Annotated in this window: 20 protein-coding genes; all 20 read right to left on the bottom strand. The window is 34.0% G+C overall.

Annotated features, from left to right (window positions below; all coding sequences use genetic code 11):
- Positions 1–60: 60 nt before the first annotated feature.
- Complete coding sequence (atpA, locus tag HMPREF2897_RS05625) at positions 61–1572, bottom strand: F0F1 ATP synthase subunit alpha (RefSeq protein WP_002447785.1); 1512 nt, start codon at positions 1570–1572, stop codon at positions 61–63.
- 22 nt (positions 1573–1594) lie between these two features.
- Complete coding sequence (locus HMPREF2897_RS05620; RefSeq protein ID WP_002447786.1) at positions 1595–2134, bottom strand: F0F1 ATP synthase subunit delta; 540 nt, start codon at positions 2132–2134, stop codon at positions 1595–1597.
- Positions 2134–2649, bottom strand: a complete 516-nt coding sequence (locus tag HMPREF2897_RS05615; protein ID WP_002447787.1) for a F0F1 ATP synthase subunit B — start codon at positions 2647–2649, stop codon at positions 2134–2136. The genes HMPREF2897_RS05620 and HMPREF2897_RS05615 overlap by 1 nt, the downstream gene beginning before the upstream one ends.
- Positions 2650–2746: 97 nt before the next feature.
- On the bottom strand, positions 2747–2959 hold the full coding sequence (atpE, locus tag HMPREF2897_RS05610) for a F0F1 ATP synthase subunit C (protein ID WP_001048816.1): 213 nt from the start codon (positions 2957–2959) through the stop codon (positions 2747–2749).
- Between the two features lie 42 nt (positions 2960–3001).
- Positions 3002–3730, bottom strand: coding sequence for a F0F1 ATP synthase subunit A (atpB, locus tag HMPREF2897_RS05605; RefSeq protein WP_001829936.1), 729 nt, complete (start codon positions 3728–3730; stop codon positions 3002–3004).
- A 25-nt stretch (positions 3731–3755) separates the two neighbouring features.
- Positions 3756–4106 carry an ATP synthase subunit I gene (locus HMPREF2897_RS05600; RefSeq protein WP_002491197.1) on the bottom strand — a complete coding sequence of 117 codons (351 nt, stop codon included), beginning with the start codon at positions 4104–4106 and terminating at the stop codon, positions 3756–3758.
- A 152-nt stretch (positions 4107–4258) separates the two neighbouring features.
- Positions 4259–5392, bottom strand: a complete 1134-nt coding sequence (gene wecB, locus HMPREF2897_RS05595; protein ID WP_032602800.1) for a non-hydrolyzing UDP-N-acetylglucosamine 2-epimerase — start codon at positions 5390–5392, stop codon at positions 4259–4261.
- Between the two features lie 36 nt (positions 5393–5428).
- Entirely contained in the window at positions 5429–6058 is a 630-nt protein-coding gene (upp, locus tag HMPREF2897_RS05590; RefSeq protein WP_002458713.1) for a uracil phosphoribosyltransferase, read from the bottom strand.
- 28 nt (positions 6059–6086) lie between these two features.
- Positions 6087–7325: a serine hydroxymethyltransferase gene (glyA, locus tag HMPREF2897_RS05585; RefSeq protein ID WP_002447791.1), complete on the bottom strand. Its 1239-nt coding sequence runs from the start codon at positions 7323–7325 to the stop codon at positions 6087–6089.
- Positions 7326–7349: 24 nt separating this feature from the next.
- Positions 7350–7874 (bottom strand): TIGR01440 family protein, encoded by a 525-nt coding sequence (locus HMPREF2897_RS05580; protein WP_002447792.1) that lies wholly within the window; start codon positions 7872–7874, stop codon positions 7350–7352.
- A 108-nt stretch (positions 7875–7982) separates the two neighbouring features.
- The gene (locus HMPREF2897_RS05575) at positions 7983–8402 is read right to left on the bottom strand and encodes a low molecular weight protein arginine phosphatase (RefSeq protein WP_002447793.1); all 420 of its coding nucleotides are present in this window, start codon (positions 8400–8402) and stop codon (positions 7983–7985) included.
- Positions 8399–9442, bottom strand: a complete 1044-nt coding sequence (locus tag HMPREF2897_RS05570) for an L-threonylcarbamoyladenylate synthase (protein ID WP_002447794.1) — start codon at positions 9440–9442, stop codon at positions 8399–8401. The genes HMPREF2897_RS05575 and HMPREF2897_RS05570 overlap by 4 nt, the downstream gene beginning before the upstream one ends.
- 164 nt (positions 9443–9606) lie before the next feature.
- Positions 9607–10443 carry a peptide chain release factor N(5)-glutamine methyltransferase gene (gene prmC, locus HMPREF2897_RS05565; RefSeq protein WP_002447796.1) on the bottom strand — a complete coding sequence of 279 codons (837 nt, stop codon included), beginning with the start codon at positions 10441–10443 and terminating at the stop codon, positions 9607–9609.
- A complete protein-coding gene (prfA, locus tag HMPREF2897_RS05560) occupies positions 10430–11506 on the bottom strand; it encodes a peptide chain release factor 1 (RefSeq protein WP_002447797.1) in 1077 nt (358 codons plus the stop codon). The genes prmC and prfA overlap by 14 nt, the downstream gene beginning before the upstream one ends.
- Positions 11506–12105 carry a thymidine kinase gene (locus tag HMPREF2897_RS05555; RefSeq protein WP_002447798.1) on the bottom strand — a complete coding sequence of 200 codons (600 nt, stop codon included), beginning with the start codon at positions 12103–12105 and terminating at the stop codon, positions 11506–11508. Before HMPREF2897_RS05555 ends, prfA begins: the two co-directional genes overlap by 1 nt.
- A 287-nt stretch (positions 12106–12392) precedes the next feature.
- Positions 12393–12650, bottom strand: coding sequence for a type B 50S ribosomal protein L31 (locus HMPREF2897_RS05550; RefSeq protein ID WP_001829959.1), 258 nt, complete (start codon positions 12648–12650; stop codon positions 12393–12395).
- Between the two features lie 116 nt (positions 12651–12766).
- Positions 12767–14083, bottom strand: coding sequence for a transcription termination factor Rho (gene rho, locus HMPREF2897_RS05545; RefSeq protein ID WP_002447799.1), 1317 nt, complete (start codon positions 14081–14083; stop codon positions 12767–12769).
- 303 nt (positions 14084–14386) lie between these two features.
- Positions 14387–15814, bottom strand: coding sequence for an aldehyde dehydrogenase family protein (locus HMPREF2897_RS05540; protein WP_002475465.1), 1428 nt, complete (start codon positions 15812–15814; stop codon positions 14387–14389).
- A 427-nt stretch (positions 15815–16241) separates the two neighbouring features.
- A complete protein-coding gene (locus HMPREF2897_RS05535) occupies positions 16242–17501 on the bottom strand; it encodes a UDP-N-acetylglucosamine 1-carboxyvinyltransferase (protein WP_002447801.1) in 1260 nt (419 codons plus the stop codon).
- A gap of 355 nt (positions 17502–17856) precedes the next feature.
- On the bottom strand, positions 17857–18717 hold the full coding sequence (gene fdaB / locus HMPREF2897_RS05530) for a class IIb fructose-bisphosphate aldolase FdaB (protein ID WP_070592791.1): 861 nt from the start codon (positions 18715–18717) through the stop codon (positions 17857–17859).
- Positions 18718–18827 lie beyond the last annotated feature (110 nt).

Genomic DNA, 18827 nt, shown 5'->3' with positions numbered 1-18827 from the left:
CTTAATTTAACGATTTATAAGATTTAGAATGTACTCTCTATATTACGATTAAATTAGATTTTATTCTACTGATTTATTAAAGCCTTTTTTAAATTCTGTGATAGCAGAATCAAATTTATCAGCATCTGGTAAAGCACCAGTTTCTCTAATTTCATTTAATAACTCAGTTGCATTTGAATCAGCCCAGTGGTTAAATTCCTCTTCAAAACGAGTGATATCTTGTACAGGAATATCATCTAAGTAACCTTTAGTTAATGCAAAAATGATAAGTACTTGATGTTCTACAGGCAGTGGGTTGTTTTGACCTTGTTTTAAGACTTCAACAGTACGTTCACCACGCGCCAACTTTTTAGCTGTGAATTCATCTAAATCAGAACCAAATTGCGCAAATGATTCTAACTCACGATATGAAGCCAAGTCTAAACGTAATGTTCCTGCAACTTTTTTCATCGCTTTAATTTGAGCTGAACCACCAACACGAGATACTGATTGTCCAGCATTAATCGCTGGTCTAACACCTGAGAAGAATAAATCAGATTGCAAGAATATTTGTCCGTCAGTAATTGAGATAACATTTGTTGGAACGTAAGCTGAGATATCGCCAGCTTGAGTTTCAATGATTGGTAAAGCAGTAATTGAACCGCCTCCAAGATCATCGTTAAGTTTTGCAGCTCTTTCTAATAATCTACTGTGTAGGTAGAAGACGTCCCCAGGATATGCTTCACGACCTGGTGGTCTACGTAGTAATAATGATAACTCACGGTATGCTGCCGCTTGCTTAGTTAAATCATCGTAAACGATAAGAACATGTTTTCCATTAAACATGAACTCTTCACCCATAGTTACACCAGAATATGGCGCAATATAAAGTAATGGTGCTGGATCAGCTGCGGATGCAGATACAACGATTGTGTAGTCTAAAGCACCTGCTTGTCTTAATTTTTCAACATTTGCACGAACAGTTGAATCTTTTTGACCTATTGCAACATAAATACAAATTGTATCTTGATCTTTTTGGTTTAAGATTGAATCAATTGCAACTGTTGTTTTACCAGTTTGACGGTCACCAATGATTAATTCACGTTGACCTCGACCAATAGGTACTAAAGCATCAATTGCTTTGATACCTGTTTGTAATGGTTCATCTACAGATTTACGATCCATTACGCCAGTTGCTTTTTTCTCCACAGGACGGGTTTTAGTCGCATTGATTGGACCTTGCCCGTCAATAGGTTGTCCAAGAGGATTAACAACTCTTCCTATCATTTCCTCTCCGACTGGTACTTCCATAATTCGGCCAGTACGTTTAACTTCGTCACCTTCACTAATTTCTTCATATGGTCCTAAAATAACCACACCCACATTAGATTCTTCAAGGTTTTGTGCTAAACCAAGAACACCGTTATGGAATTCTACTAGCTCACCAGCCATAACGTCGTTAAGTCCGTGAATTAATGCGATACCGTCACCAATTTGGAGTACTGTACCAACATCTGTAACGGACATTTCTGACTCATAATTTTCAATTTGTGAGCGAAGCAATGCACTGATTTCTTCAGCTTTTATGGCCATCTATGTCACTCCTCTTTAAATATTAGTTAGCTCTTTCAAATTTTCTTTGTAATTGAACAAGGTCATTTCTAACACTACCATCCATAACTGTAGTTCCAACCTTAACTCTAAATCCACCAATTAGATCTTGATTGATTTTAGTGTTAACAATTACATTTGACAATTCAGTTTGCTTTTTTATAAGTTCTACAATTCTTGATATTTCATCTTCGCTTAACTCGTAAGTCGATTCAATAATAGCAAAATCTTGTTTGTAGTGTTTGTTATATAAATTTTGGAATGATTTAAAAACATTCTCTACAATTGAAATATGTCGGTTATCTGCTAATACTTTTAAAGTATTTACCACATATGGATTTGCTTCGTTGTAAACTCTTTCTACAAATTCTTTACGTTGATTTGCAGTTAAACTTGGATTACTATCAATTGCTTTAAGTTGTTTTATGAAATCAAACGATGAATGGCTAATTGTTTCTAAATCTTCATAGACAACATCTAGTTGATTTGTATCTAGAGCGACATCAAATAATGCTTTGGCATATTTTTTTGCTACCTTTGCCATTATTTATCCCCTGCCTCTTTTAAATACTTTTCAACTAATTCTTTTTGATCTTGCTCTGAAATTTCTTTTCTAAGAACTTTAGATGCAATAAGTACTGATAGTTCAGAAACTTGATTATTAATATCAGAAATTGCACGTTCTTTTTGACTATTAATTTCACTTTGAGCAGTTTCAATCATACCATTAGCTTTTTCGTTAGCTTCATGAATAATTTCTTCATGCTGCTTACGTGCTTGAATCTTAGCATCATCTAAGATTTTTTGAACTTCATCTTGAGTTTCTTTAAGTGTCTTTCTATTTTCTTCTTCAAGTTTTTGAGCATTTATCTTAGCTTGTTCTGCGTCGTCAATATCTTTATTGATATCACGTTCACGTTTATCCATTACTTCTTTTAATGGACCCCAAGCAAATTTCTTCAAAAGTATGATGAGGATTACAAATGTTGCGAGTGTTACAATTGTTGTCCCCCATTCAACTCCTGCACCGAGAATAAATGTATTAGCTGTTGCAGTCACGGGCTCATGACACTCCTTTCGTCAAAATAATCACTAAGCTATAAAAAACAAAACGAACGGCGATAGTCTCTCGTTAGACTTCGCCTTATAAAATGTCTTATCCAGCAAATGTCATGAATGCAATTACAACACCGATGATTGGTAATGCCTCAACTAAACCAACACCAATGAACATGATACCCATTAATTGACCACGTGCTTCTGGTTGACGTGCTACACCTTCAACTGTTCTAGATACGATAAGACCGTTACCAATACCTGCACCTAATGCTGATAAACCAATTGCGATTGCCGCTGCGATTAAATTCATAATAAAATTTCCTCCTAATATTTATATAGTTACTAAATTATATTAATGTCCGTCTGCCACTTTATGTGACATGTAAACCATTGAAAGCATTACAAAGATATATGCTTGAATCGTTCCCACGAATATAGAGAACGCTTGCCAAACTATTAATCCAGGAATACTAATTATCCAACCCCATGCAGGTTGTTCAAAGAACAATGATGCAAGTAAACCGAGTAATAATTCACCTGCAAAAATATTACCGTACAAACGTAGACCTAAAGTTAATGTAGAAGTGAATTCTTCGAATACATTAATAATAGCCAATGGCCAGAAAGGTTTAAAATATCCAGCTGCATAAGCTTTTGTTCCACGCATTTTAATACCGTAATAGTGCGTTAACAAAATCATAGTTGTAGATAACGTTAGAGTTACCGTAGCGTCTGCTGTTGGTGATTTCCACCATAGCGTATGGTCATGAGTGACAATTGCGAACGGTAAACCAAGCATGTTGGCTACAAAAATGAAAAGAATTAATGTCACTGCTAAGAAGTGGAAATTCCCACCTTTTTTCCAGGCCATATTACTTTCAATAATACCTCTAACAAAATCAAATACCCATTCAATGAAGTTTTGTTTTCCAGTTGGTCGTTTCTTTAAGTTTCGAGTGCAAACTATAGCTAAAATAAAAACTAAAATTGCTGTAATCACTACCATTAAAACACTGGCCAGATTAAAAACAATATCGAAACCAAAGACGTTCCAACTAACGAGTGGGGATTTGTGATCCATAAACTCACCTCTTTCTATTAAATTTTTACTCCCTTTGTAGTAGAGGGCGCAATATGATTACAATATAAGAAATCATTAACCCAATTAAAACTCCGATAATATTAATGTGTTCTTTAAAGAATAACCATAATACACATGCAATAATTGCCACTAAATACCTCCAAGTACTACCAGTAGACATTTGTGTCGATTCTTTATGCATGGATTTAGCTAAATAAATCTCAAAGATGTATGTATTTACTAAAGAACCACATGTACCTATCATAAGACCCAAAAAAAATGGGCGGGGTGAAATTGAGTACAATATTCCAACTATTACCAATAAATAAAGATAATATTGCAAATATTGTTTGAAAATGATGTTGAAACGACGCATTTTATAGCCTCCGAGTGTCCTATACCAATCATGTAAACCGTTCCACTCATACAATCTAAATGATAATATAGCCGGTTGTATGGTGTCAATTCTATTCAAATTCTTGTTAAATTTTCACTGGTTTTTGTCACAAAAAATTCACATTTGTCATTTTATAAATCTTTTGTATATTCAAAATGATTGGGTCTGTCATTTGTCAAATTAAAATAATATTTTATATGTTGCACAATTCTCTCACTAGCTTGTCCATCGCCATATGGATTAACAGCTTGACTCATTTTTTGATAAAGGTCTGGTTTTTCTAATAATTTTTTAGTTTCATTATAGACATCTTCTTCATTCGTACCAATGACTCTCAAAGTTCCAGCATCTACACCCTCCGGTCTTTCAGTACTATCTCTCAATACTAAAACAGGTTTATGTAATGATGGTGCCTCCTCTTGTATTCCACCAGAGTCAGTCATAATGAGATATGCTTGTTTAGCAAAATTATGAAAATCAACCACATCAAGTGGTTCTATCAATTCAATCCTAGGGTGATTTCCTAAATATTTTTGCGCTATATCTCTTACTTTAGGATTCATATGCATAGGATAGACCAACGCTAAATCATGATATTCATCAATCAACTTTCTAATCGCTTTAAACACGTTTATCATAGGTTTACCTATGTTTTCACGTCTATGTGCTGTGAGTAAAATAAAGTTTTTATTTTTATGTTTTTGTATAATAGATGATGAATATTGGTAATCGATTGTATATTTCATTGCGTCAATAGCTGTATTACCAGTGATAGCTATATGTTTGGCTAATTTACCCTCTTTTACTAAATTCTGTGCAGCATTATAGGTTGGGGCAAAGTGCAAATCTGCCATTACCCCAACCATTTGTCTATTTATTTCTTCTGGATAAGGTGAATATTTATTATAACTCCTTAATCCAGCTTCAACATGTCCTATAGGTGTTTGACTATAAAATGCAGCTAATGCTCCAGAAAAGGTTGTCACTGTATCACCATGAACAAGTACCATATCAGGCACTTCCTTTTGTATGATATCTTCTAACTTTTTCATTGCTTCAGATGTTACTTCAGACAGTGTTTGACCAGCTTTCATAATATTCAAATCATAATCTGCACTTATATTAAAAGTATTCAACACTGAATCAAGCATCTCCCTATGTTGGGCGGTGACTACAACAACGGGTTCCAGGTTAGAATCTTTTTCTAACGTTTTAATCAACGGAGCCATTTTTATAGCTTCAGGCCTAGTTCCAAATATGGTCATAACTTTTTTCTTCAAAAATATCTATCTCCGAATCTATTATTTAGTACCGAATAATCTATCCCCTGCATCACCTAAACCAGGTGTAATATACGCTTTGTCATTTAATTTTTCATCTAATGCTGCAATGTATATATCTACATCTGGGTGTGCTTCTTGCATTTTTTCAACGCCTTCAGGGGCAGCTATTAAACACATAAAACGTATACTTTTAGCTCCTCGTTTTTTTAATGAAGAAATTGCTTCAATAGCTGAAGCACCAGTAGCAAGCATAGGATCAACCACAATAATTTGACGTTCATCGATATCTTGAGGCATTTTCGCAAAGTACTCTACCGCTTCAAGAGTCTCTGGATCTCTATAAAGTCCTATATGTCCTACCCTAGCAGCAGGAACAAGACTTAACACACCATCTGTCATGCCTAAACCAGCTCTTAAAATAGGTACAATTGCTAACTTTTTACCTGCCAAACGTTTAGCTGTCATTTTAGTCACAGGCGTTTGTATTTCAACATCTTGCAGTTCTAAGTCTCTAGTTACTTCATAGGCCATTAACATACCGACTTCATCTACAAGTTCTCTAAACTCTTTTGTTCCAGTGTGAGCGTCTCTAATATAACTTAGTTTGTGTTGTATTAATGGGTGATCAAAAACATGTACTTTACTCATAATCATTTTCCTCCAATGTGTATATCTATTAATTATATAATGGATATTTAGATGTGAGTGCGTGAACCCTCTCTTTAGCTTCATTTAGTTTAGTATCATTATCATAGTTATTTAATGCTAAACTAATAATTTTTGCTACTTCCACAAATGCAGATTCATCAAAACCACGAGTTGTAGCTGCAGGTGTTCCTAGTCTAACACCACTTGTTACAAACGGTTTTTCTTTATCAAATGGAATAGTATTCTTATTACATGTAATTCCTACTTTATCAAGTGTCTCTTCAGCTAATTTACCAGTCATATTGATAGAACCTTTAACATCAACTGCAACTAAATGATTGTCTGTTCCGCCAGATACAACTCTGAACCCTTCTTCAATTAATGTTTGAGCTAAAGCTTGTGCATTTTTAATGACTTGATTTTGATAATCTTTAAAATCGTCGTTCAAAGCTTCTCCAAATGCAACAGCTTTTGCAGCGATGACATGTTCTAGTGGACCACCTTGAATACCTGGGAAGATTGTTTTATCTATATCTTTTTTATATTCTTCTTTACATAAAATCATACCACCACGTGGACCACGTAAAGTTTTATGAGTTGTAGTAGTCACAAAATCAGCATATTCTACAGGATTAGGATGTAAACCAGCAGCTACTAAACCAGCAATATGTGCCATATCTACCATCAATTTAGCTCCTACTTCGTCTGCAATTTCTTTAAATTTTTTAAAGTCAATAGTTCTTGAATATGCTGAAGCACCAGCTACAATTAATTTAGGTTGATGCTCAATTGCTAAACGTCTCACTTCATCATAGTTAATTAATTCATTTTCTTGGTCCACACCATATTCAACAAAATGATAAAATTTACCACTAAAATTGACAGGTGCCCCATGAGTTAAATGCCCACCATGACTCAAGTTCATACCTAACACAGTATCGCCCATTTCTAAAGCAACCAAATACACAGCCATATTAGCTTGAGAACCTGAATGGGGTTGGACATTAACATGTTCTGCTCCAAATAAAGATTTTGCTCTATCAATGGCAATGGCCTCAGTTACATCTACGTGCTCACACCCGCCATAATAACGACGTCCAGGATAACCCTCAGCATATTTATTCGTTAATACTGAACCTTGAGCTTCCATAACTGCTTGTGATACGAAATTTTCTGATGCAATAAGTTCAATATTACTATTTTGTCGTTGAAACTCCTTTTGAATAGCATCGTAAACAACTTTATCCTTCTTCTCGATATAAGACATTTGAATCCCCTTCTTCCACAATATTTATTGATATTTAGCTCGTTCGCCACCAATTTTCTTAGGTCTAGATGTCGCTATGGTAACGATAGCTTCTCCAATTTGTTTAACACTTGTTCTTACAGGAACACACACATGTTTAATATGCATTCCAATTAAGGTCTGACCTATATCTATACCTTTTGAAACAGTAATATGCTCAACAACAATAGGATCTTCCATTTGTTGATAAGCGTAAGTGGATAAACTACCACCTGCATGAACGTCTGGAATGACAGTAACTTCTTCCATAGTCAATGGGTTGAAATTTGCTCTATCTATCGTTACTGCCCGGTTAATATGTTCACATCCTTGAAAAGCAAATGTCACGCCTGTATCAATCTCTAGTTGTTTCAAATTTTCATAAATTTCTTTAGCTACGTCCATCGATCCAACAGAACCAATACGTTTACCTATAACTTCAGAAGTTGAACAACCAATGATACACATTTCGCCTGGGTTAAAGAATGACATATCTTTCAATTCATCAAGCAGTTGTTGTAAATCACGCATTTGAACCCACCCCTTTGTAAAAAATAAAAAGGAACATAGCAAACTTGCTATACTCCTTAATTATAACTTATTTAAAGCTTAACATATACTAATTATATATATTTTACTTTACTCGTGTTTAAATTTTATTTTGTCGACTAAATCATAAATTTTGATATAAGTTTGTTCATAAACATCGAATGAGCCACCAAATGGGTCATCAATTTCCTGTGTGTCACCTACATACTCATTTAATGTAAAGACATTAGATTGTCGTCCATACATAGAAAATATCAAGTCTTTATGATCTTGCGTCATGGTAAGTATAATATCAGCATCAAGATCATCTATACGAAAAGTTTGTGCTAGCGATGGTTCAGGTAAACCGTACTTATGAATTAATTCTAACGATTCCTTAGATATGGCCTGTCCCTCAACTGCGAATAGTCCTCTTGAAGCTATGCTATCGTTTGGTAAAAGGGACTTGGCTATACTTTCAGCCAGTGGGCTTCGACAAGTGTTGCCACTACATACAAAAATTATTTTCATAGCTTTTCACCTTTAACTAGTTTATAACTTGCTGCTTTTAACATTCGATTCATGATAGCTTCAGTATGATGATTATCTTCAAATCCATAAATATATGCCTCTTCTATTTCTTCATTCTGGTCAAGTTCATGTAAAATTTCATATAAATTATGGCCTGCTGATTTAAAATCTTCCTTATTTTCACATAATGATATAAAAATGCTATTTTCGGGAATCAAACTTCTTTGACTCTGTGGAAATACAAATGCTACTTTTGACCATTTATCATCATTAGCTATTTTTTTATTTAAATCTTTAACAATTGTTAATGGGGTTTCTGGAGAATAATGTTTATATTTCATCCCAGGTGCGATAGGCTTTTCATTTTCCTCATATATTTGACGATTTATCGAATGCGGTAGTTTAGTTTCTATCATATCTTGTGTAATTGAACCTGGTCGCGCGATACGAAACGGAAACTGTGTGCAATCAATCACAGTACTTTCAAGCCCCTCTTCACATTGATCACCATTAACTATACCGTTGACTTTGCCATTTAAATCTCTATTCACATGTTCAAAGGTTGTTGGTGACGGACGACCACTAATATTAGCACTAGGAGCTGCTATGGGTTCATCTACAATTTGAAGTAATGCTCTCCCTATTTTATGACTAGGCATTCTAACAGCGATAGATTCTAATCCACCAGTCACTTTACTGCAAAGATAACCCTGTTTAAGTGGTAATATAAAAGAAATAGGTCCCGGCCAAAATTCATCCATTAATACTTTAACCTTATCATCGATATGCTCTACAAAATCATCGAGTTGTTCAATACTGTGAATATGGACGATTAACGGATTATCTGACGGACGTCCTTTTGCAACATAGATATTTTCGACTGCTTCTTCGTTTCTAGCATTCGCCCCAAGACCATATACTGTTTCAGTAGGTATCGCTACTAAACCTCCATCTAGGAAAGTTTGTTTTATCTCATCAATATGTGGATATTGACTAACATTATTTTTATACATTCTTAAATCCCATATTTGTGTGTGCATGTTTTCACCTCTTCTGTGATTGTATGCTGTAAAGAAATAAGGGCAGAATTTAATTCATTTTCAAAAAGTTGAATTAAAATTCCACCCGTGCTATGTTGCTGATCGAAAGTCATGTTTTTCATAAACAAAACAACTATAAAAACAATATCGTATAAATTGTTTAACTACCAAATAATAGATATAATTCGCTGATTTCCATTGATATCTTTGAAAATCTCTACTTCTTTTTCAGGATATAAATCTTGAATCATTCTTTTTAAGATATCTCCTTGTTGATAACCAATTTCAAAAACAACATGTCCGCCTTGTTTCATTACAAATGGTAAATCTTCTAATATTGACTCATAAATAGCAAATCCGTTTTTCTCAGCGAATAGAGCATGATGCGGCTCATAATTTAGTACTGTTGACTCCATATCTATTATTTCGCTATGACCTATGTATGGTGGATTAGATATTAACCCATCCAATTTTATATCTTTTTCAATTAGCGGTTTCAAAGCATTTCCACGCAAAAACTGAATATTTTGGTGATAGTGACTTGCATTTTGCTTAGCTACACTTAAAGCATCTTCATACAAATCTGTTGCAATAACATTTAATTCAGGTTGCAGTAACTTAAGCGTAATTGCTATAGCACCACTTCCAGTTCCAATATCTGCTATGGTATCAGTCTTTTTACACAATTCTAAAAAATGCAGCATAACTTCCTCAGTTTCAGGCCTTGGTATAAGACAGTGTTGATTCACTTTAAATTGATAACCATAAAATGACTGAAATCCAACAATGTATTGGATAGGTTCTCCAGTGACCATCCTATCCAACGCTTTATCCAATTTGTTAATCGATGTCAAAGACATTTGTTCATCTTTATGAATTAAATAATCTGTTTTTGACCAACCAAAAACATCTAAAAACAACCATTCGGCACGAGTTGATTCAAACCCTTCATTTATAGCAATTGTCTTGGCTTCTGCAAACTTTTCTTTATAATTCACCATTGTTTAATTCTTTCAATTTCTCAGTTTGTTCTGAAAGTGTGAGTGCCTCCACAATCTCGTCTAAATGTCCTTCCATAATTTGATTTAACTTTTGAAGCGTTAAACCAATCCGATGATCTGTCACACGACTTTGAGGATAATTATAAGTTCTTATTCTTTCAGAGCGATCGCCTGTACCAACAGCTGATTTTCTTTGAGAAGCATATTTTTGTTGTTCTTCTTGCAATTTCATATCATACAATCGCGCTTTTAAAACTTTCATTGCTTTTTCTCGGTTTTGAATTTGAGACTTTTCAGAAGAAGTTGCTATAACACCCGTCGGCAAGTGTGTAATACGTACTGCAGAGTCAGTCGTATTAACGTGCTGACCACCAGCACCACTGGAACGATAAGTATCAATTTTTAAATCTTCATTACGTATCTCAATTTCGACATCTTCAGCTTCAGGTAATACAGCAACAGTTGCAGTGGAAGTGTGAATTCGCCCTCCTGATTCTGTTTCAGGCACACGTTGGACTCTATGTGCACCATTTTCAAATTTTAATTTACTGTAAGCACCTGTACCAGATACTGAGAAACTCACTTCCTTATATCCACCATGATCACTTTCTGAAGCTTCTACTATTTCTGTTTTAAATCCGTTTGCCTCGGCGTATTTTGAATACATTCTCATTAAATCCCCAGCAAATATTGCAGCTTCATCTCCCCCTGCAGCTGCACGAATTTCGACAATAACATCTTTATCATCATTAGGATCTTTAGGTATAAGTAAGATTTTTAATTCTTCTTCCATATCAGGTAATTCTGTTTTTAAAGCGCTACTTTCTTCTTTTAGCATTTCAACTTCTTCTTTATCAGATGTTTCACTTAACATATCCTCAATATCTTGTAATTCTTCTTTTTTGGTCTTATAACTTCTATACACATCAACAGTCTTTTGTAAGTCAGCTTGTTCTTTTGAATATTTTCTTAATTTATCAGCGTCATTCACTACATCAGGATCACTCAGTAATTCATTTAATTGTTCATATCGTTCTTCTACTATATCTAATTGATCAAACACTACATTTCCTCCTTCTCATTTTCACTAGGCGCAACTATATGATGTGCTCTACAACGTGGCTCGTAACTTTCATTTGCACCAACCAATATGATGGGATCATCTTCTTTTGCCGGTTCACCATTTATTAACCGCTGTGTACGACTCGAGGGTGAACCACATACAGAACATACTGCTTGCAACTTTGTAATATGTTCACTAACTGCGAGCAACTTGGGCATAGGTTTAAACGGTTCTCCTCTAAAGTCCATATCTAAACCTGCTACAATAACACGATGCCCGTTTTCGGCTAATTTTTCAACTATGTTGACAATATCATCTTCAAAAAATTGCACTTCATCAATTCCGATGACGTTTACTTCTTCTAGCTTATGATTTAAAATTTCTTGAGCTGTAGATATATTAATCGCTTCTATCTCATTACCATTATGTGAGACGACCTTTTCTTTATGGTAACGATCATCAATTGCTGGTTTGAAAACAACCACCTTTTGTTTAGCGTAGATTCCACGTCTTAAGCGACGTATAAGTTCTTCAGATTTTCCACTAAACATACTTCCTGTTATGGTTTCAATCCAACCTGAATGGTACGTTTCATACATTGATAGTTCCACCTTTTTCAAAACATAATCGCTTAATTATATCATATTTTTTATGTATATAAATGTATTTTCAAAGTAAGAATCATAATTTACAGGTGTATTATGAAATTTAATAATTAAACGAATAATCTATAAAAGATTTTACACATCTCTATAAATGTTTATACTTATCGATAGATTTTATAGATATAAAGAGCTTTGATATAGAGTTGATGATTCAACGAAACTCTATAATAAAAAACTGTCTACAATACCCAAACGGGAAAGTAGACAGTTGAAATCCAAAATTAGTTGTTGTTTGATTTGAGTCCAAACTTTTTGTTGAAACGTTCCACACGACCATCCGCTGCTGCGAATTTTTGACGTCCAGTATAGAATGGATGAGAATCTGATGATACATCTAAACGAATAACTGGGTATTCATTTCCATCTTCCCATTCCATAGTTTCTGAAGATGTTTTTGTAGAACCACTTAAAAATTTAAAGTTTGTTGTTGTATCTAAAAAGATAACTTTGTGGTATTCAGGATGAATTCCTTGTTTCATTTTTTTCAGCTCCTTTGCCCTGAACCATCTGGAACAGAGTTATTTGTGAGTTTTTTACCCAATACTGTGTAATTATAATAGTAATATATGGAAAACGCAACCCTTAATCTACGAGTTTAAATAATTGGTCTTCCTGTTTTAGTACTCTCTTCAGCTGCTTTTTGCAATTGCTTAAAGAATTCTTTATTATTTTTCGAACGCTTAAGTTTTCTAATAAAACGTTCTGTAAAGTCTGTTGAATCGGTAAATAAATTTCGTAATTGCCATAATGAATCTAATTCCGCTTTAGTGATTAATAGCTCTTCTTTTCGTGTTGAACTACGACCTATGTCTATCGCTGGGAATATTCTACGTTCTGATAACTTGCGATCAAGATGTAATTCCATATTACCTGTACCCTTGAACTCTTCATAAATCATATCATCCATACGAGATCCTGTCTCAACTAAAGCAGTAGCTAAAATTGTCAAACTTCCCCCAGCTTCAATGTTACGTGCTGCACCAAAAAACGCTTTAGGTTTGTGTAATGAAGCGGGATCAAGCCCACCTGACAATGTACGTCCACTAGGTGGTATGACTAAATTATATGCTCGAGCCAAACGTGTTATGGAGTCCATAAGTATAATTACATCTTCTCCAATTTCAACTAATCGCTTTGCACGCTCTAATAATAATTCAGCAACTTTAACATGATGTTCTGGTGGTTCATCGAAAGTCGAATGAACGACTTCTGCAGATTCAACCGATCTTTCAATATCCGTCACTTCTTCTGGACGCTCACCTACTAGTAAGATAAATAAATTCGCTTCAGGTTTATTACTCGCTATTGCATTAGCGATTTCTTTTAATAAACTTGTCTTACCAGCTTTAGGTGGTGCAACAATAAGACCACGTTGACCAAGACCTATTGGTGTGACTAAATCCATTATACGAGTGGAATAATTTGTAGATTGCGTTTCTAATAGGATTCTTTCTTCAGGATAAAGAGGTGTTAAAGCTTGGAAGTGAGGACGCTTTTTGACTTCTTCTGCATTATGATCGTTCACAAAATCAACTTGAAGTAGACCATAATATTTTTCATTATCTTTTGGTTTACGAACTTTACCCGTTACTTTATCACCACGTTTTATTTCAAAACGTCGAATTTGGCTTGCAGAAATATAAATATCCTTCTCACCTTTAGAATAGTTAACGGTTCTTAAGAAACCATATCCATCTTGTTGAATATCATCTAATATTCCTTCCATATAGTAATTACCATCTTTTTCCATTTGTGCTTCCATAATGGCAAGTACCAATTCTTTTTTATTTAATTTACTGTAATTAGTTAATTTTAAAGATTTGGCTTTTTGAGTGAGCTCTTTAGTAGTATTGTTTTTATATAATTCGTGGAAAGATTCATACTGCGGAGATGTTCGTTCTCTACCAGGCATAGACTTGCACCCATTTCATTAATTATTTATTTTACGAAGTTCAAAAATAATAAACGTATAGTTAGCTTAACCAAATAATAGATGTTTATCTTGATACTTATGTGACTGTCAATAATAAAAAGTCACATTATAGCTATATTTATACGTTTATATATTTCTCAACCTTCTAATTACTAGACTAACTATAGCAAATTTTCATTTTAATTACAAAATGATTTTAGGAATTTTAACATAAAAAACAAAACACAGAACAAAATTAGTTCCGTGTTTTGTTTAATTGCAACTTTTAATTTAATTTACTAATTATTTAAAATATCCAGCTATTGATTTTACTTCTAAGAATTCTTCGATACCATAATCGCCCCATTCACGACCTAAGCCAGATTCTTTATAACCACCGAATGGTAAGTCTGGTTTTCTACCAGCTTCATTAATTTCAATTGTACCAGCTTCGATTGAACGAGCGACATGTCTCAATGTATCTTTATCTTTACCAATAACATAGCCAGCAAGACCATATTTCGTATCATTAGCAATTTCAATAGCTTCGTCAAGATTATTATAAGTGATTACAGACATAACAGGTCCGAAAATTTCTTCTTGTGCAATCGTCATGTGATTATCTACATTAATAAATATAGTTGGACGCGCAAAATAACCTTTATCTAATCCTTCTGGTTTACCAGGACCGCCGTAGAATAACTCTGCTCCTTCATTGATACCTTTATCAATGTAATCCTGAACTTGATCGAATTGTTTTTTACTAATAATAGGACCTACTTGAGTTCCTTCTTCTCTTGGTTGACCTACTTTAACTTTACTAAATGCTTCTTTAACTGCTGTTAAGTAGTCTTCTTTAATACTTTCAGGAATAAGTACACGTGTTCCTGCAGTACAAACTTGCCCTGTATTGTTAACAACTTTTTTCGTTGTTGCATTAGCAGCTTCTTCAACATCAACGTCATCTAATACGATATAAGGTGATTTCCCACCCAATTCTAGAGACACTTTTTTGAAGTCTTTTGCAGCTTTTTCCATAATTTTTGAACCTGTAGGACCAGAACCTGTAAATGACATCATTCTTACTTTAGGATGTTCACTTAAAGGATTTCCTACTCCAGATCCATCACCATTAACTAAGTTAAACACACCTTTAGGTACGCCTGCTTTATCAAAAATTTCTGCTAAAATAATTGCAGCAAATGGTGTTTCTTCAGATGGTTTTAGAACAACAGGACTTCCAGCAGCAAACGCAGCAGCTAATTTAAGTGAAGTTTGGTTTGTAGGGAAATTCCAAGGTGTAACAAGTCCAGCAACTCCAATGGCTTCTTTAACAACCAAATCATCGCCACGTTGTTCTTCAAATTGGAAGCTATCTAAAGCATCTCTTGCAGCTGTAAAGTGATTCAATCCCATTTGATAATGAACGTTCTCGGAAACTGATAAAGGCGCTCCTAGTTCATCGGTAATTGCTTCAATTAAATCATTTTTTCTATTTTGATATTCTTTTACAATCTTATCTAAAAGTTCTCTTCTTTCATCAACAGAACTATGTCTAAATTCTAAATATACTTTATCTGCAGCATCTACAGCTTTATTAACATCTTCTTCGTTACCGTTAGCAATTTTACCCATTACTTCTTCAGTTGCAGGATTAATAACATCAATAGTTTCGCCGCTTGCACTATCAACCCATTCACCGTTTATATATTGTTTAGTGAAATTTCTCATCTTATTATATTCACTCCTTAGAAAACTTATATACATATACTATCCTATTTTTACAGATAATAAACATAACTTGCTCACAGGTTGATTTAAATAAATACTAGTTACTAAAATGCGCTTACTATAATTGAAATATGAAATTACATTTCTCAAATTTGATTTCGAATCAAAAAGAGCCTGAGACAATAATGTCCCAGACTTTCTTAACTTATAAGTAAGTCAATCACTAAATTTAAATTGCGCTTAAATCAATCTTTATTGTACTCTATTTAAACATCCTAAATTAGATTAATTCATCAGATCATTTTACAAACATTATAAGTTTGGGATTTGTTGCAGAGAAACAACGTATTTAACTTGAATTCTGATACACTCACTATTACATATCACTCAAATATAAATGTTGTTAATTTAAAAATTGTGTTAAGAATTAAACCGTTTCCGTCCAAATATCAGCACCAAGTGCTTTAAGATGTTCAACGATGTTAGTATATCCTCTATAAATATGTTTTACATTAAATATTGTTGTCACACCTTCAGCTATTAAACCTGCAGTAATTAAGCAAGCGCCTGCACGTAAATCACTTGCATATACTTCAGCTCCATTAAGTGTCGAAGGTTTAATTACAGCTGTTCCCTCATCCGATTTAATATTAGCGCCCATACGCTGTAATTCTTCTACATGTTTAAAACGCGCTGGATAAATAGTATCAGTCACAAATGAAGGCCCTTCTGTCATGAATAATAATGGTGTAATAGGTTGTTGTAAATCAGTTGCAAAACCTGGATAAACAAGCGTTTTTATATCTACATTTTTATACGGTGTTTGTTTACGAATGATAATTTTTTCATCTTCTATTTCAATATCTACACCTAACTCTTTTAACTTAACAGTTAAAGCTTCAACATGTTTAGGGACTATATTATGTAAAATGACCTCTTCACCCATTGCTGCGGCCATACACATATAAGAACCAGCTTCAATTCTATCTGGAATAATTTGATACTCTGAACCTTTTAGTTCCTCAACACCATTAATTTTTATTGATGTTGTACCAGCTCCTCTAATATCAGCACCCATACTCATTAAAAAGTTCGCAACATCTACAACTTCAGGTTCTTTGGCTGCATTATCAATAACAGTTTGACCTTTAGCATGAACTGCCGCAAGCATAATATTAATCGTCGCTCCAACACTTACCATATCTAAAAATATATGAGCGCCTCTAAGTTCTTTTGCTACTAATTTCATGGATGTATTGCTAGATTCGTCAATTTCTGCACCTAATGCTTTGAACCCCTTAATATGTTGGTCAATAGGTCTTGGTCCGAGTGGACATCCACCCGGCAATCCAATTACACATTTTTTAAAACGACCAAGCATTGCACCCATCATATAATAAGAAGCACGTAAAGACTCAACTTTATTATTAGGTAGAGGTGCATTCTCTATTTGTGTAGTATCCACTTCTAATTGTTTACCATTTAATCTTGCTTTAATATTTAAATCTTCTAACAAACTTACTAGAGTTTCGACATCAGAGATTTGAGGAAGGCCATCCAACTTTACTTGTCCTTGAGCTAATAAAGTTGCGGGGATAATAGCAACTGCACTATTTTTTGCTCCACTAATTTCTACTTCTCCTTTTAGTGTTTGTCCACCTCTAATTTTTATTACCTCTTGAGCCATATCACTTTTCTCCTTTGTTTCCTTCTTTTTAAAATATCACATTATTAGCATTATAAGATAATTTTACTTTATTTGTAAAATACTTATTTTTACAATAAATACAATTTATTTATAGCATCATTTTGCTTTTTATAAAGATTGCTAATTACGACTAAGAATAGTCAATGAACTAATACCACTTATCTTTTCAGTTAATCATTTATTTTGTTAATTATTCGTTTGTAAGCTATTTTATTATATGAAATCTTCCCAATATTGAATATTGTAACCATAAAATGTAATTTTCTGTCATTATTATAGCATAAAAAGAGGTCACTGAACTTATGTTCAATGACCAATAACAAAGATATTTAAATTATTTAGCGCGATTGGAAGTACCGAATTCTCTAATTTTACCTTTAACTGTCTCTTTAATAGCTTCACGTGGTGGTCCTAAATATTTACGTGGATCATACACATCTTTGTCGTTGTTTAATACTTCACGAACTGCTTTAGCAGACGCAATTTGATTTTCAGTATTCACGTTAATTTTAGCAGTACCATAAGGAATAGCTTTTTGAATATCTTTAGTCGGAATACCTGTACCACCGTGTAGTACTAAAGGTAATCCAGTTGAAGCACCAATTTCTTCCATCTCTTTAAATCCTAATTTAGGTTCGCCTTTATATGGTCCATGTACAGAACCTAATGCTGGTGCTAAAGTATCAATTCCAGTTTTTTCTACTAGTTCTTGACATTCTTTAGGGTCTGCATAGATAACGCCATCAGCAACTACGTCGTCTTCTTGTCCACCAACTGTACCTAATTCAGCTTCTACAGAAACGCCTCTATCGTGAGCATACTCAACTACTTTAGAAGTGATTTCAACATTTTCTTCAAAAGGACTATGAGATGCATCAATCATTACAGATGTGAATCCAGCATCAATTGCTTCTTTACATTTTTCAAAGCTTGAACCGTGGTCTAAATGAATTGCTACTGGGATTGTGATGTTTAAGTCATGCATTAAACCTTCTACCATTTTCACAACTGTATAAAAGCCACTCATATAACGAGCTGCCCCTTCAGAAACACCTAGAATAACTGGCGCATTCTCTTCTTGAGACGCTTCTAAAATAGCTTGTGTAAATTCGAGGTTATTAAGATTGTATTGACCAACCGCATAACCGTTTTCTTTCGCATCGATTAACATTTCTTTCATTGAAACTAAAGGCATGAAAGTTCCTCCTTGAGTGCATCAGTGCACGTTTTTTTCAACGTCATTATATCAAAAATATATACTGATTGCATTCGAATATTTTATTTAATATTGATATTTTTCGAATT

This window comes from Staphylococcus sp. HMSC065D05 (assembly GCF_001813195.1).
Lineage (GTDB): Bacteria > Bacillota > Bacilli > Staphylococcales > Staphylococcaceae > Staphylococcus > Staphylococcus epidermidis.
This window is presented reverse-complemented; position numbering and strand designations above follow the sequence as displayed.

What these genes read in the sequence shown, in the direction of transcription:
- atpA (WP_002447785.1), bottom strand. Translation starts at nt 1,572, where the DNA reads ATGGCCATAAAAGCTGAAGAAATCAGTGCATTGCTTCGCTCACAAATT.
- HMPREF2897_RS05620 (WP_002447786.1), bottom strand. Translation starts at nt 2,134, where the DNA reads ATGGCAAAGGTAGCAAAAAAATATGCCAAAGCATTATTTGATGTCGCT.
- atpE (WP_001048816.1), bottom strand. Translation starts at nt 2,959, where the DNA reads ATGAATTTAATCGCAGCGGCAATCGCAATTGGTTTATCAGCATTAGGT.
- atpB (WP_001829936.1), bottom strand. Translation starts at nt 3,730, where the DNA reads ATGGATCACAAATCCCCACTCGTTAGTTGGAACGTCTTTGGTTTCGAT.
- HMPREF2897_RS05600 (WP_002491197.1), bottom strand. Translation starts at nt 4,106, where the DNA reads ATGCGTCGTTTCAACATCATTTTCAAACAATATTTGCAATATTATCTT.
- wecB (WP_032602800.1), bottom strand. Translation starts at nt 5,392, where the DNA reads ATGACCATATTTGGAACTAGGCCTGAAGCTATAAAAATGGCTCCGTTG.
- upp (WP_002458713.1), bottom strand. Translation starts at nt 6,058, where the DNA reads ATGAGTAAAGTACATGTTTTTGATCACCCATTAATACAACACAAACTA.
- glyA (WP_002447791.1), bottom strand. Translation starts at nt 7,325, where the DNA reads ATGTCTTATATCGAGAAGAAGGATAAAGTTGTTTACGATGCTATTCAA.
- HMPREF2897_RS05580 (WP_002447792.1), bottom strand. Translation starts at nt 7,874, where the DNA reads ATGCGTGATTTACAACAACTGCTTGATGAATTGAAAGATATGTCATTC.
- HMPREF2897_RS05575 (WP_002447793.1), bottom strand. Translation starts at nt 8,402, where the DNA reads ATGAAAATAATTTTTGTATGTAGTGGCAACACTTGTCGAAGCCCACTG.
- HMPREF2897_RS05570 (WP_002447794.1), bottom strand. Translation starts at nt 9,442, where the DNA reads ATGCACACACAAATATGGGATTTAAGAATGTATAAAAATAATGTTAGT.
- prmC (WP_002447796.1), bottom strand. Translation starts at nt 10,443, where the DNA reads ATGGTGAATTATAAAGAAAAGTTTGCAGAAGCCAAGACAATTGCTATA.
- HMPREF2897_RS05555 (WP_002447798.1), bottom strand. Translation starts at nt 12,105, where the DNA reads ATGTATGAAACGTACCATTCAGGTTGGATTGAAACCATAACAGGAAGT.
- HMPREF2897_RS05550 (WP_001829959.1), bottom strand. Translation starts at nt 12,650, where the DNA reads ATGAAACAAGGAATTCATCCTGAATACCACAAAGTTATCTTTTTAGAT.
- rho (WP_002447799.1), bottom strand. Translation starts at nt 14,083, where the DNA reads ATGCCTGGTAGAGAACGAACATCTCCGCAGTATGAATCTTTCCACGAA.
- HMPREF2897_RS05540 (WP_002475465.1), bottom strand. Translation starts at nt 15,814, where the DNA reads ATGAGAAATTTCACTAAACAATATATAAACGGTGAATGGGTTGATAGT.
- HMPREF2897_RS05535 (WP_002447801.1), bottom strand. Translation starts at nt 17,501, where the DNA reads ATGGCTCAAGAGGTAATAAAAATTAGAGGTGGACAAACACTAAAAGGA.
- fdaB (WP_070592791.1), bottom strand. Translation starts at nt 18,717, where the DNA reads ATGCCTTTAGTTTCAATGAAAGAAATGTTAATCGATGCGAAAGAAAAC.